The sequence below is a fragment of the Pseudomonas sp. AL03 genome (genome assembly GCF_029960815.1).
GTDB lineage: Bacteria > Pseudomonadota > Gammaproteobacteria > Pseudomonadales > Pseudomonadaceae > Aquipseudomonas.
The window spans coordinates 11,572-24,299 of the sequence record NZ_JASBRE010000018.1; the positions used below are offsets into that span (position 1 = coordinate 11,572).

At 59.1% G+C, this 12,728-nt stretch carries 13 protein-coding genes; 6 read left to right on the forward strand and 7 right to left on the reverse strand.

Translation table 11 applies throughout. From position 1 onward, the window contains the following. The first annotated feature begins 9 nt into the window (after positions 1-9). Positions 10-1,107, forward strand: coding sequence for a ribosomal protein S18-alanine N-acetyltransferase (rimI, locus tag QK293_RS17885; RefSeq protein ID WP_282379352.1), 1,098 nt, complete (start codon positions 10-12; stop codon positions 1,105-1,107). Positions 1,108-1,252: 145 nt separating this feature from the next. On the opposite strand, the gene QK293_RS17890 is transcribed toward rimI, so the two are convergent. After that, positions 1,253-2,404 carry a PQQ-dependent sugar dehydrogenase gene (locus QK293_RS17890; protein ID WP_282379355.1) on the reverse strand — a complete coding sequence of 384 codons (1,152 nt, stop codon included), beginning with the start codon at positions 2,402-2,404 and terminating at the stop codon, positions 1,253-1,255. Between the two features lie 51 nt (positions 2,405-2,455). Then, positions 2,456-2,812 carry a hypothetical protein gene (locus tag QK293_RS17895; protein WP_282379357.1) on the reverse strand — a complete coding sequence of 119 codons (357 nt, stop codon included), beginning with the start codon at positions 2,810-2,812 and terminating at the stop codon, positions 2,456-2,458. 203 nt (positions 2,813-3,015) lie between these two features. Here QK293_RS17895 and QK293_RS17900 point away from each other — a divergent pair, with 203 nt between their 5' ends. Next, the gene (locus tag QK293_RS17900) at positions 3,016-3,882 is read left to right on the forward strand and encodes a Ku protein (protein ID WP_282379359.1); all 867 of its coding nucleotides are present in this window, start codon (positions 3,016-3,018) and stop codon (positions 3,880-3,882) included. Positions 3,883-4,013: 131 nt separating this feature from the next. Here the strand turns inward: QK293_RS17900 and lpxO are convergent, their stop codons facing one another. Next, entirely contained in the window at positions 4,014-4,913 is a 900-nt protein-coding gene (gene lpxO, locus QK293_RS17905) for a lipid A hydroxylase LpxO (RefSeq protein ID WP_282379362.1), read from the reverse strand. Positions 4,914-5,314: 401 nt separating this feature from the next. Here lpxO and QK293_RS17910 point away from each other — a divergent pair, with 401 nt between their 5' ends. Further along, positions 5,315-6,904 carry an ABC-F family ATPase gene (locus QK293_RS17910; RefSeq protein WP_282379364.1) on the forward strand — a complete coding sequence of 530 codons (1,590 nt, stop codon included), beginning with the start codon at positions 5,315-5,317 and terminating at the stop codon, positions 6,902-6,904. Between the two features lie 147 nt (positions 6,905-7,051). Continuing rightward, a complete protein-coding gene (locus QK293_RS17915) occupies positions 7,052-8,242 on the forward strand; it encodes an MFS transporter (protein WP_282379366.1) in 1,191 nt (396 codons plus the stop codon). Here QK293_RS17915 and QK293_RS17920 read toward each other — a convergent pair whose 3' ends face one another. Together QK293_RS17920 and QK293_RS17925 are read right to left on the reverse strand one after the other, a co-directional pair. Further along, positions 8,243-9,280 carry a dienelactone hydrolase gene (locus QK293_RS17920; RefSeq protein ID WP_282379368.1) on the reverse strand — a complete coding sequence of 346 codons (1,038 nt, stop codon included), beginning with the start codon at positions 9,278-9,280 and terminating at the stop codon, positions 8,243-8,245. A gap of 168 nt (positions 9,281-9,448) precedes the next feature. Continuing rightward, a complete protein-coding gene (locus tag QK293_RS17925) occupies positions 9,449-10,060 on the reverse strand; it encodes an FMN-dependent NADH-azoreductase (protein ID WP_282379370.1) in 612 nt (203 codons plus the stop codon). A 128-nt stretch (positions 10,061-10,188) separates the two neighbouring features. Between QK293_RS17925 and QK293_RS17930 the strand changes: the two genes are divergently transcribed. Further along, a complete protein-coding gene (locus QK293_RS17930; RefSeq protein WP_282379372.1) occupies positions 10,189-11,097 on the forward strand; it encodes a LysR substrate-binding domain-containing protein in 909 nt (302 codons plus the stop codon). Continuing rightward, a complete protein-coding gene (locus QK293_RS17935) occupies positions 11,094-11,453 on the forward strand; it encodes an MmcQ/YjbR family DNA-binding protein (protein WP_282379374.1) in 360 nt (119 codons plus the stop codon). Before QK293_RS17930 ends, QK293_RS17935 begins: the two co-directional genes overlap by 4 nt. Here the strand turns inward: QK293_RS17935 and QK293_RS17940 are convergent. Beyond that, positions 11,450-11,878, reverse strand: a complete 429-nt coding sequence (locus tag QK293_RS17940; protein ID WP_282379376.1) for a DUF1294 domain-containing protein — start codon at positions 11,876-11,878, stop codon at positions 11,450-11,452. The two genes, QK293_RS17935 and QK293_RS17940, sit on opposite strands and share 4 nt — an antisense overlap. Continuing rightward, positions 11,875-12,705, reverse strand: coding sequence for an undecaprenyl-diphosphate phosphatase (locus tag QK293_RS17945; RefSeq protein ID WP_282379378.1), 831 nt, complete (start codon positions 12,703-12,705; stop codon positions 11,875-11,877). Before QK293_RS17945 ends, QK293_RS17940 begins: the two co-directional genes overlap by 4 nt. Positions 12,706-12,728 lie beyond the last annotated feature (23 nt).

Here is a 12,728-nt window from a genome sequence, read left to right on the forward strand (position 1 = left end):
GGTGGTCATATGAATCTGGTTTTTCGCTTGGCGGTCGTTGAAGACTTGCCCGCATTGCTGGAACTTGAACAGCAATGCTTCACCACGGATCGGCTCAACAGCCGCAGTTTTTTATGGATGATCACTCGAGCGCACGGGCAATTGCTGGTAGCCCAGCGTGGCGAGCATCTGGTGGGTTACGCGGTCGTGCTGTTTCACCGCGGCACCTCGTTGGCTCGGCTTTATTCAATTGCAATCGCGACCGAGGCGCGCGGCAGCGGGCTGGGCAGGCGATTGCTCGAACGCATCGAGGCCAGCGCCCTCGAGCACGACTGCGCCTACCTGCGGCTGGAAGTGCGCATCGACAATCCAGCGGCGATTGCCCTGTATGAGCGCAATGGTTACCGACGCTTTGCACTGATTCACGACTATTACCAGGACCATGCCGACGCGCTGCGGCTGGAAAAGCGCATCCTTGAGCATCGCGACTCACGCAATATCAAGGTGCCTTATTACCCGCAGACCACCGATTTCACCTGTGGCCCGGCCTGCCTGCTGATGGCTATGGGTGCACTGCAACAGGATCGAGTGCTGGAGCGCCGCGAAGAGTTGCAGATCTGGCGCGAGGCGACCACCGTGTTCATGACCTCCGGTCACGGTGGCTGCAGCCCTCAAGGCCTTGCATTGGCGGCATCACGACGGGGGTTTCGGGTGGGCCTGCAACTGAGCATGGCCGGGCCGTTGTTTCTCGATGGCGTGCGCGATGAGCATAAAAAAGACGTAATGCGTCTGGTGCACGAGGAGTTTACGCAGCAGTTGCAAGCCACTAACGTCGAACGGGTGATTGGGGGGCCACTGGATCTGCGCCGGCTGCTGGACACTGGCGGCCAGCCGTTGGTGCTGATCAGCTGTTATAGACTCACCCGCTCGAAGTCACCACATTGGGTGATCGTCACCGATTGCGATGAAGAGTTCGTGTACCTGCACGACCCGGATGTCGACCACAGCCAGCATCGTCAGCCCATGGACTGCCAGCATTTGCCGGTCAGTCATGGGGAGTTCGACAAGATGTGCAGCTTCGGCCGGGGCAAGCTTCGGGCTGCGGTCATCCTCTATGCCCGATCATGAGTTTCACAATCCCTGTAGCAGCTGGCGAAGCCTGCGTCCGGCTGCGAAGCGGCCGTAAATCAGCCAGCGCGGGTATTGAGCTGTACCGAGTTGACAGAATTGACGCCTCGGCTTGGGCGAGTCCATCCAATTACAGGGTATGGGTTTATTTGAGGCCGATCTTGTACAGTGCCCCGTCGTCTTCATCGGTCAACACATACAAATACCCGTCCGGCCCTTGCCGCACATCGCGAATGCGCTTGTTGAGTTCGCCGAGCAAACGCTCTTCGTGCACCACTTTGTCGCCGTCAAACTGCAAGCGGATCAACTCCTGACTCACCAGCGCGCCGATAAACACGTTGTGCTGCCAGGCCTTGAAGCGGTCAGCATCGTAGAACACCATGCCGCTGAGGCCGGGGGACTTTTCCCAGACATGGTGCGGTGCAACGGCGCCTTCGGCGGATTTGCCCTTGGCTTCCGGAATCGGCTGGCCGGAATAGTTGATACCGTGGGTTGCCATCGGCCAGCCGTAGTTCTTGCCACGCTCGATGATATTGATTTCGTCGCCACCCAGGGGACCGTGCTCGTTTTCCCAGAGGGTGCCGGTCCAGGGATTGAGCGCCGCGCCTTGCGGATTGCGCTGGCCGTAGGACCAGATTTCCGGGCGTACGCCGGCCTGACCGACAAAGGGGTTGTCATCTGGCACCTTGCCGTCCGGATAAATCCGCACGATCTTGCCTTGCAGCTTGTCGAGGTCCTGAGCAGTCGGCCGGTCGTTGTTCTCGCCAAGGGTGATGAACAGATAGCCGTCGCGGTCGAACACCAGGCGCGAACCAAAGTGGTTACCGACCGAAAGCTTGGGCTCCTGGCGAAAGATCACTTTGAAATCCTTGATGGCCGTCAGGTCGTCAGACAAACGTCCGCGACCGACCGCCGTCCCGGCCTTGTCGCCCTCACCGCCACCTTCGGCATAAGACAGATAGACCGTGCGGTCTTGCTTGAAGTCAGGCGACAACACCACATCCAGCAGACCGCCCTGCCCCTTGGCCCACACCGTTGGTACGCCACTGAGAGGAGTGGAAAGTTTACCGTCGGCGCTGACCACCCGCAGGTTGCCGGGCCGTTCGGTCACCAGCATCCCTTGACGATCGGGCAGAAACGCCAACGCCCAGGGATGTTCGAGCCCCTTGGTAATCGGCGTCACCTCAAGGGTGCCCTGTTCGCTTTTAAAATTCTGGGTCGGCGCCGCGAAAACGGGTGCCGTGGCGGTGATCAGTGCGCTGGCACACAGCGTGGCCAGAAAGGTCTTACGCAACATGCACGATTCCTTTTGTCGTTCGAATGGCTTGAAAGAACGCTGTCCTGTTGTTCAACGGTTGCTGGTGTCTGCGTCTCGATGAGGTGGATTGGGGATGAATGTCGGTGGGGTGGCGGGAGGCGGCCGGTCTTGGGGATATCGGTTGCCGACGCCACCATTGTCAAGCGTCGGGGGGCGTGGCACAGGCACTGTGTTCGGCCCACGGTTGGCCGGCGCGCTGGGTTGCGTGCCTTGCATGCTGTTGGGATTGGCCCGGCGGATCGGGCTGTTGTAAGGATTGCTGGTGTTGCCCGTCGGGCTCTGGGCCAACAGCAATGAAGAAGGTGGCGCTGCGGTGTCAGCCTGGGCCACATTGCTCAGCACGCCACTCAACGCCAACGCGGTGCAGCCGAGCACAAATCTGTTCATGGGGAGCCTCTCGACATCAGCGTGGATAGGGTCTTCGCTAGCACGCTACGCCCGAGGCTCGGATTTGTTAACTAAAACCTCCTTCACAAGATGTAACACGAGTTGACCCCACCGCCAATCCGCCCCCAGGACCGGGCCGCCACCCGCTGAAACTTTTGCACAGCGTCACCGGTCACCTGAACATCACTCGCGAGAAGACGACAATGGCACGGGCAATCTGGAAAGGCGCAATCAGTTTCGGTCTGGTGCATATCCCTGTCGCGCTGGTCTCGGCGACGTCTTCTCAAGGGGTGGATTTCGACTGGCTCGACAGCCGCAGCATGGATCCGGTGGGCTATAAGCGCGTCAACAAGGTCACCGGCAAGGAAGTCACCAAGGAACACATCGTTAAAGGTGTGCAGTACGAAAAGGGTCGGTATGTGGTCCTCAGCGAAGAGGAAATCAAGTCGGCGCACCCACTGTCCACTCAGACCATCGACATCTTTTCCTTTGTCGACAGCGAACAGATCCCACTGCAAAACATCGATACGCCGTATTACCTGGCGCCGGATAAACGCGGTGGCAAGGTGTATGCGTTGTTGCGCGAAACCCTCAGCAAAACCAATAAGGTCGCCCTCGCCCACGTGGTCTTGCATACCCGCCAGCATCTGGCGGCGCTGATGCCACTGGAGTCGGCGATGGTGCTGGTGATGCTGCGCTGGCCTGCCGAAGTGCGAAGTCTGGATACGCTAGAGTTGGGCAGTGAAGTCACCAAGCCCGAACTGGCCAAGGGCGAACTGGACATGGCCAAACGACTGGTTGAAGACATGAGAGCCGACTGGAAGCCCGAGGATTATCGCGACAGTTTTGAAGACAAGATCATGGCGCTGGTTGAGAGGAAGGCTAATGAAGGCAAGATCGAGGATGTGGAAACGGCGACGGGCGAAGAGGAGCGTAAAACTGCGGATGTTATTGATTTGACCGAGCTGCTTAAACGCAGCCTCGGTGGCAAGAGTGCGGGCAAAACCCCGAGTAAGCCGGCAGCCAAAGCAACAACAGCGAAGAAGGCTACCAAACGGTCTAGCGGTTGATTGAAGAGTTGCGGTGAGTTTTATGGCCTCTTCGCGGGCAAGCCATGCTCCTACGGGTTTTGTGTTGTTCACAACAAACGCTGTTGATCACACGCCCCCTGTAGGAGCATGGCTTGCCAGCGAAGGCGTCTTCAGATCAGAACGATAATCGCCAACAGGCCACCGAAAATCGCCCACTTCTCCAGGTAATAGAGCTTGCGGTTGCGCTTCTTCAGCGCCTTGCCGCGCAGGCGAATCTTGTAGATTTTGGCAAACAATCGGTTGATACCGCCAGTCTTGTCACCCACATCGTTAGGCGCGCCTGCCGCCGACATCACGTTTCGGCTGAACCAGCCATTGAACACCGCCGCCCAGCGATACTTCATCGGACGCTCAACGTCACAGAACAGAATAATGCGGTTCTGCTGGGTGGCGTTTTCGGCGTAATGAATGAAGGTCTCGTCGAACATGACCGCTTCACCGTCGCGCCAGTGGTAGTTCTCGCCATCGACGTTGATGTAGCAACCGGCATCGTTCGGTGTTTCCAGGCCCAGGTGATAACGGTAGGAACCGGCATAAGGATCGCGGTGACGGACCAGTTTCGAACCCGGTGGCAACTCGGCGAACATCGCGGCTTTGATCGAGCCGATGCTTTGCACCAGTTCGGTGGTACGCGGGCAGAGTTTCAGGGCCGAAGGATGGCTGTCGCCGTACCACTTCAGGTAGAAACGTTTCCAGCCAGTCTTGAAGAACGAGTTGAAGCCGACGTCGTCGTATTGATTCGAGCGCTTGATCTCTCCGGCCTTGAGCAGGTCCTGGCCCTCGGCGCGAATTTCTTCCCAATGGTCCTGCAGCGGACTCAAATCAGGGAAGTCGGCCGGGTTGAGATAAGGCTTGTTGGGGATTTTCGAGAACAGATAAAGGAAGCAGTTGATCGGCGCCAGAAACGTCGAGTGGTCGCTCAGTTGGCGGCCCAGCTTGTGGCGCACGCGTCCGCGCAAGTGGACGTACGCAATGGATACGACGTAAATAGCGGCAATGATCAGTTTCACAGAATTCGTCACACGTCAGAACGTCCCTTGCCGACCCATCGGCCCAAGGGCCTGCATTCTAGCCACAGTTTGTAACCAATAGTTAACCTTCAACGGTAAAAATCTGTCCGCTGATGCTGCCAAAGCGGCCGTGCGGCCCTAACACCCTATCGTTTAAAGAGCCAGACCAGTACAATCGCCGCCAAACATTACGCGCCCCCCTTGGTTGATGACGGGAATGAACCCCGTCTCAGCGCACGTCGACTCGGGCCAAGCGCTCCATATGCTGCTGTCCACTTATTGCCAGATGGACCTTCCGCTTCTGACCGGGATGCAATTCCTGTGGTTCGAATACCGGAAACGGGTACTGAATCGGTACTGCCGCAACCCTAGCTACTCTGAATGCTTCGCAGGAAAAACCTTTGATCTCTACAGCTAACATAACGATGCAGTTCGGCGCCAAGCCGCTATTCGAAAACGTTTCGGTCAAATTCGGCGCGGGCAACCGCTACGGTCTGATCGGCGCCAACGGTTGCGGCAAGTCGACCTTCATGAAAATCCTCGGCGGCGACCTCGAGCCATCCGGCGGCCAGGTCATGCTGGAGCCGAATGTACGCCTGGGTAAACTGCGCCAGGACCAGTTCGCCTACGAAGAATTCACCGTGCTCGACACCGTGATCATGGGCCACGAAGAGCTGTGGAAGGTCAAGGCCGAGCGCGACCGCATCTACTCGCTGCCGGAAATGACCGAAGAAGACGGCATGGCCGTGGCAGAACTGGAAACCGAGTTCGCTGAAATGGACGGCTACACCGCCGAATCCCGTGCTGGCGAACTGTTGCTGGGCCTGGGTATCGGCATCGAGCAGCACTTCGGCCCGATGAGCGAAGTGTCCCCAGGCTGGAAACTGCGCGTATTGCTGGCGCAGGCGCTGTTCTCCGATCCTGAAGTGCTGTTGCTCGACGAACCGACCAACCACCTGGACATCAACACCATCCGCTGGCTGGAAAACATTCTGACCCAGCGCTCCAGCCTGATGATCATCATCTCTCACGACCGTCACTTCCTGAACAGCGTGTGCACCCACATGGCTGACCTGGATTACGGCGAACTGCGCCTGTTCCCGGGCAACTACGACGAATACATGACCGTGGCGACCCAATCCCGCGAGCAACTGCTGTCGGACAACGCCAAGAAGAAAGCGCAGATCTCGGAACTGCAATCGTTCGTCAGCCGTTTCTCGGCCAACGCCTCGAAAGCCAAGCAGGCCACTTCCCGCGCCAAGGCGATTGACAAGATCCAGCTGGCCGAGGTCAAGCCTTCGAGCCGTGTGAGCCCGTTCATCCGTTTCGAACAAACCAAGAAGCTGCACCGCCAGGCGGTCATCGTCGAGCGCATGGCCAAAGGCTTCGACGGCAAGCCGCTGTTCAAGGACTTCAGCTTCCAGGTTGAAGCTGGTGAGCGCGTGGCGATCATCGGCCCGAACGGTATCGGCAAAACCACCCTGCTGCGCACCCTGGTCAACGAACTGACCCCGGATGCCGGCACCGTGAAGTGGACCGACGCCGCGGAACTGGGCTACTACGCCCAGGACCACGCGCACGACTTCGAAGACGACTGCAACCTGTTCGACTGGATGGGCCAATGGACCCTGGGCGGCGAGCAACTGGTTCGCGGCACCCTCGGCCGGATGCTGTTCTCCAACGACGAGATTCTCAAGTCGGTCAAGGTCATCTCCGGTGGTGAGCAAGGTCGCATGCTGTTCGGCAAGCTGATCCTGCAAAAGCCGAACGTGCTGATCATGGACGAACCGACCAACCACTTGGATATGGAATCCATCGAAGCGTTGAACCTGGCGCTGGAGAACTACCCGGGCACGCTGATCTTCGTCAGCCACGACCGTGAGTTCGTATCGTCCCTGGCCACCCGCATCATCGAGTTGAGCGCCAGCGGCGTGATCGACTTCAGCGGCACCTATGACGACTACCTGCGTAGCCAAGGCGTTGTTTTCTAAGCGTCTGCTGCAACTGAAAAGCCCTGTCCTGGTGACGGGGCTTTTTTATGCGCGGATCGACCTTGAGAAAGTAGTTAGCCTGCTTCCTTTTATTTGCAGCCCCCGCCATGATGCAGTTCTCCCACCGCCGCCCGCGAACGAGCCCTCATGTCTGCGCAGCAACTGCCACCACAAAGCTCCACGGCGATCACCCTGCAGATCGTCTCCATCGTCTTCTATACCTTTATTGCCTTCCTCTGCATCGGCCTGCCGATTGCGGTGTTGCCGGGGTATGTCCACGAACAGCTGGGTTTCAGCGCAATCATCGCGGGGCTGACCATCGGCTCGCAATACCTGGCCACCCTGCTCAGCCGCCCGATGGCCGGGCGTATGTCGGACAGCATCGGCACCAAGCGAGCGATTGTTTACGGGTTATCGGGGATTGTGTTGAGCGGCGTGCTGACGTTGATTTCAACGCTGCTGCAAAGCGTTCCATTGCTGAGCCTGTTGATCCTGATCGCTGGCCGCTTGTTGCTGGGGATTGCTCAAGGTTTGATCGGGGTCGGCACCATCAGTTGGTGCATGGGTCAGGTGGGCGCTGAACATACCGCGCGATCAATCTCCTGGAACGGCATCGCCTCCTACGGCGCCATCGCCATTGGTGCGCCGCTGGGGGTGGTGATGGTGGGTGAGCTGGGATTCGCCAGTCTTGGGATCGCGCTGTCGGTGCTGGCGCTGGCGGCGTTGTTGCTGATCCGCAACAAGCCTTCGGTGCCGGTGATACGCGGCGAGCGCCTGCCGTTCTGGGCAGTGTTCGGGCGTATTGCACCGTTCGGCGCGAGCCTGAGCCTCGCGTCCATTGGCTACGGCACCTTGACCACCTTCATTACCCTGTATTACGTCAGCCGCGGCTGGGTCGGCGCGGCCTATTGCCTGACGGTGTTCGGCGTCTGTTTCATTCTGGCGCGGCTGTTGTTCATCTCCAGCATCAGCCGTTTCGGTGGATTTACCTCAGCCATTGCCTGCATGAGCATTGAAACAGTGGGCTTGGTGCTGCTGTGGCTCGCGCCTTCGACCGGTTATGCGCTGATCGGCGCAGGCCTGACCGGGTTCGGTCTGTCGCTGGTCTATCCGGCGTTGGGGGTCGAAGCGATCAAGCAAGTGCCCAACTCCAGTCGCGGGGCGGGACTGAGTGCTTACGCGGTGTTTTTCGATCTGGCGCTGGCGATTGCCGGGCCGTTGATGGGCGCGGTGGCGTTGAACCTGGGGTATACGTGGATTTTCTTCAGCGCGGCGTTGCTGTCGGTAGCAGGATTGGGCCTGACACTGTTGTTGAAACGCCGTGCGATGAGCGCCTGATTACTGATCAGCAGTCTGCATCCCGGCCCTGCTCGGTTTGCCCAGAGCGTGGGAGAAGAAACGTCCGGCTTCGGACACCAGGGTGCGGTGAATGTCTTTGCGGTCGACGCCATCGGCATCGGTGCACAGCGCCGGCATGGCAATGATCTGCTCTTCGTTGCAAGGCGCCATGAACACGAAGTGCCCTGCCCCGGCCAGCAACTTGAAGTCCGGTGCTATCGGCAGTTTGCGCGCCAGGGCGGCGGCATTCTTGTCGAACGCCACCAGTTTGTCGCCGTCGCCGCTGTATAGCAGCACCGGCACATGTACGTCGGCCAGGGTATGGCGGCCAAACTTCAGGCTCAGCGGCGCCATTAGCAGCAAGGCGCGAACCCGAGGGTCAGCCACCGGTTGCAAGTCATCACGGTCGACAATCAATTCACCTTGGGTGTTGCAGGCATCGCGGTCGTCCGGGCGCTCCTGGCAATAGCGGCGCAGGCGGTCCAGGTCTGGCGTCGCGCCGGACAGAATCAGCGCCGTCTCCCCACCCGCCGAATAGCCGATCACACCGACCTGATTGGCATTGACGAAGGGCGCGAGCATACGATCGCCGAGCGTCGCGGTAATGGCTTCAGAAATCTGGATGGGCCGACCGTAAAGGTTACTCAAAGTACCGAGGCGGCTGTGGTCTTTGGAGTTGTCACCGGGGTGGATCACCGCCACCACCACAAAACCTTTGCGGGCCAGCGACGTGGCGAGGTCGTGCAAGGCCAGCGGGGTTCCTGTGTTGCCGTGGGACAGCATCAGCAGCGGGAAACGGCCGATGGCGACTGGGGTGTCCTCGCCTGCTTCGACCGTGTAGCCCTCTATTTTGCTGGAGTGCTCCTTGTCGATGGAGGGATAGAAGGCGATGGCGCGCATCGGCTGCAAGTCCAGAGGGTCGAGAAAGCTCATCTCATGGAAGCCGGCGCTCCAGTGAGGATGCGGCGCAGGCGCGGCGTGCACTGAATTCAAGCTGCTGAGCAGGCAAATCAGTAACGTTGCACAAAGACGCGCCATGGGATGCCCCACCTTGTTACTTGACCGGAGACGGTAACCCTCGACTGCATAACCCGGGCCAGGAGATGAAACAGCCAGAAACAAAAACTCCGCTTCTGGCACTTGCGTGATCAGAATACAGAGTTTTCTGGGTATTGCCCGAGCTGTTTGATTTTCTTTACATCAGCCTTACGCCGCGGCGAACAACTGCTCGCTGATTTGCGTGTGAGCGTCGCTCATGGCTTTGGTGCGGACATCGTCACCGTAAGCAAGGCCATGGGCACGGACGAACTCGATGTCCGTGATACCGAGGAAGCCGAACAGCAGTTTCAAGTAATCTTCGTGAGCAACACCCGTCGCTTGACCGGCATGCAGACCACCGGCAGTCGATACGATCACGACTTTCTTGCCGCCGCACAGGCCTTCAGGGCCGGCTTCGGTGTAACGGAAGGTCTGACCGGCAACGGCGATGCGGTCGATCCAGGCTTTGAGTTGTGTCGGGATAGTGAAGTTGTACATCGGGGCTGCAATCACCACGGCATCGGCGGCGAGGAATTCGGCCAGCGTCGAGGCGCTCAGCTCGGCTTCGTGCTGCTGGGCGGCGTTGCGCAATTCAGCGGTAGTACCGGCGGCAACCAGGGTGGTGGCGGAAAAATGGCTGATCGCATCGGCGGCCAGGTCGCGGTAGGTCACCACGGCAGCCGGCGCGGCCGTTTGCCAGGCTTTAACGACTTCGCTGCTCAGCTGACGGGAAGCCGAGTTGTCACCAAGAATGCTCGAATCGATATGCAGCAGTTTCATGTGGGATCTCCAGGTAAGGATCGCTACGCGGCGATCTGATGGAGTGAATCCTACAGGCGAAACCAATAGATGATTAGACCGCAACAATGCGATAGTTCGTCCCACTGATAGAACAATCGAGTTCAACTATGCAAGACCTCAATGATCTTTACTACTTCGCCAAGGTGGTTGAAGCCGGTGGCTTCGCTGCGGCCGGACGTTTGCTCGGGATTCCCAAGTCGCGATTATCACGGCGCATCGCCGAGCTGGAAGAACGTCTGGGTGCGCGCCTGCTGCAACGCACCACTCGACAACTGAAGCTGACTGCCGTGGGTGAACGTTATCTGCGGCACTGTCAGGCGATGCTGCTGGAAGCCGAGATGGCGGATGAAGCCGTTGCCAGCATGTCCAGCGAACCTCGCGGGCGTTTGCGGGTGTCCTGCCCCGTCGGGCTGGCCCACCAAATTCTGCGGACAGTGATTAGCGATTTCCTTGAAAAGTTTCCTCAGGTTCAACTGGAAGTCATGCTGCTCAATCGCCGCGTCGACCTGGTGACCGAGGGCGTCGATGTCGCGCTGCGGGTGCGTGAGTTGGGCGATGAGGATCCGCTGCTGGTCACTCGACGTTTGCGCCAGGCACAGATGGCGATGGTCGCCAGCCCCGCGTTCTTGCACGGACGTGAAATCAACCACCCCGAAGACCTGAAAAACCTGCCCGTGCTCGGCGCCCTGGAAGCCGACCGCATGGTGCATATACGCATGCTCAACCAACAGGGTAAAAGCTTTGAGTTGAGCCTCGAAGCGCGATTGGGCATCGATGACTTTATCGTGCGCAAGGCCTGCACCCTCGCCGGCCAGGGTTTTACCATGCTGCCGATGATGTATTGCGAGCAGGAACTGGAAAACGGCTCGCTGGTGCAGTTGCTGCCCGATTGGTCGTTGCCTGGCGGCTGGCTGCAAGCGGTCTACCCTCATCGGCGCGGGGTGATGCCGGCCGTACGCGCCTGGCTCGACCATTTGATCGAATCATTCAATGCCTGTGGGGACCAACTGATATGAAGGCTGGACGTATGAGCGAAGAGGACGTCGTGCAATTCTGTCTCGCACTGCCGGGTGCGCGGGAAGATTACAAGTGGGGTGGCGTGCGGGTGTTTTCGATTGCGGGGAACAAGATGTTCGCCTTGCAGAATCTGCGGGGCGACTCCCTGGCCTTCAAGGTCGACAAGGACGTGTTTCTCGGTCATTGCGACCGCCCGGGAATCCGCCCGGCGCCGTATCTGGCGCGAGCTCAGTGGATCATCATGGAAACGCCCTACCCGTTGGGCCCTGAAGAGCTGCAAGGCTTGTTGCAGCGTTCCCATCAATTGGTGGTGAGCAAGTTGCCCAAGCGTACCCAGGTCGGACTGCTGCTTTAAAACAGCGCCAGCAGATTGGCCCCCAGGAACAATTGATCGATCCAGAACACTTGGTGCAGCAGCACGATCACCCAGAAGATCAGCTGAAACGACACTTTGCGCGTCTTGTGCCGAAACAGCTGCTGTGCCAGCAAGGCGCCCGGCCAGCCGCCGGCGAGTTCCACCGCATGCAGCACGTTTTCCGGCGTGCGCCAATGGTCGGCACGCGCCTTGCGCTTGTCGCTCCAGTACAGAAAGAACGCCAGCACGCTGACGATCCCGTACGCCGCCAGGGGAATTACCGAAACCCCGCGCAGCCACAACGACATCGCGCCGAACAGCGGCAGCGCGCACAGCACCGCGAACACCAGCAGTTTCAGCCGTGGTTGCTGGATCTCTCCTCCAGGCTTGCGTCCGGGCTTGTTGCGCGAGCTGCCATCATTCATGGCTTAACCGCGGTCCAGTCGATCCAGCCGAACTGCCAGGTGGCCAGGATGACCAGGCCGAACGCGATGCGATACCAGGCAAACGCCGCATAGCTGTGGCTGCCGATGAACACGAGCAAGGCTCTGACGGCAATCATCGCGAAGATGAACGCCGTCACGAAACCGATCGCGAACACCGGAAAATCAGCCGGAACGAACAGGTCGCGATACTTGTAGCCTGAGTACACCGCCGCGCCGACCATGGTCGGCATCGCCAGGAAGAAAGAAAACTCGGTGGCGGTCTTGCGCGACAAGCCGAACAGCAAACCGCCAATGATCGTCGAGCCGGAGCGCGAGGTCCCGGGAATCATTGCCAGGCACTGGGCAAAACCAACTTTCAGCGCGTCTTTCCAGGTGATTTCGTCGACGGTGTGGGCATGCACTTCATGCTGACGCTTCTCAGCCCACAGCATGACGATACCGCCCACGACCAACGCCGTGGCCACGGTGATCGGGTTGAACAGATACTCGTGGATCAGATCAGCGAAAATCACCCCCAATACCACGGCTGGCAGGAAGGCGATCAGCAGGTTCGCGGTAAAGCGTCGAGCGCTCGGCTGCGTCGGCAAACCGATAACCACATCGAATATCTTGCGGCGAAACTCCCACACCACCGCCAGAATCGCCCCCAGCTGAATAATGATGTTGAACGCAATGGCCCTCTCGCCACCGAAGTTGAGCAAGTCCGCCACGATGATTTGGTGACCGGTACTGGAAATGGGCAAAAACTCCGTCAGCCCTTCTACAACGCCTAAAATCAATGCCTGCAAGGCGGTCCAAAGATCCATCAATCCCCCAAAGGCGATGCGCA

What these genes read in the sequence shown, in the direction of transcription:
- QK293_RS17920 (WP_282379368.1), bottom strand. Translation starts at nt 9,280, where the DNA reads ATGGCGCGTCTTTGTGCAACGTTACTGATTTGCCTGCTCAGCAGCTTG.
- QK293_RS17935 (WP_282379374.1), top strand. Translation starts at nt 11,094, where the DNA reads ATGAAGGCTGGACGTATGAGCGAAGAGGACGTCGTGCAATTCTGTCTC.
- QK293_RS17895 (WP_282379357.1), bottom strand. Translation starts at nt 2,812, where the DNA reads ATGAACAGATTTGTGCTCGGCTGCACCGCGTTGGCGTTGAGTGGCGTG.
- rimI (WP_282379352.1), top strand. Translation starts at nt 10, where the DNA reads ATGAATCTGGTTTTTCGCTTGGCGGTCGTTGAAGACTTGCCCGCATTG.
- QK293_RS17900 (WP_282379359.1), top strand. Translation starts at nt 3,016, where the DNA reads ATGGCACGGGCAATCTGGAAAGGCGCAATCAGTTTCGGTCTGGTGCAT.
- QK293_RS17945 (WP_282379378.1), bottom strand. Translation starts at nt 12,705, where the DNA reads ATGGATCTTTGGACCGCCTTGCAGGCATTGATTTTAGGCGTTGTAGAA.
- QK293_RS17915 (WP_282379366.1), top strand. Translation starts at nt 7,052, where the DNA reads ATGTCTGCGCAGCAACTGCCACCACAAAGCTCCACGGCGATCACCCTG.
- QK293_RS17940 (WP_282379376.1), bottom strand. Translation starts at nt 11,878, where the DNA reads ATGAATGATGGCAGCTCGCGCAACAAGCCCGGACGCAAGCCTGGAGGA.
- QK293_RS17925 (WP_282379370.1), bottom strand. Translation starts at nt 10,060, where the DNA reads ATGAAACTGCTGCATATCGATTCGAGCATTCTTGGTGACAACTCGGCT.
- QK293_RS17890 (WP_282379355.1), bottom strand. Translation starts at nt 2,404, where the DNA reads ATGTTGCGTAAGACCTTTCTGGCCACGCTGTGTGCCAGCGCACTGATC.
- QK293_RS17930 (WP_282379372.1), top strand. Translation starts at nt 10,189, where the DNA reads ATGCAAGACCTCAATGATCTTTACTACTTCGCCAAGGTGGTTGAAGCC.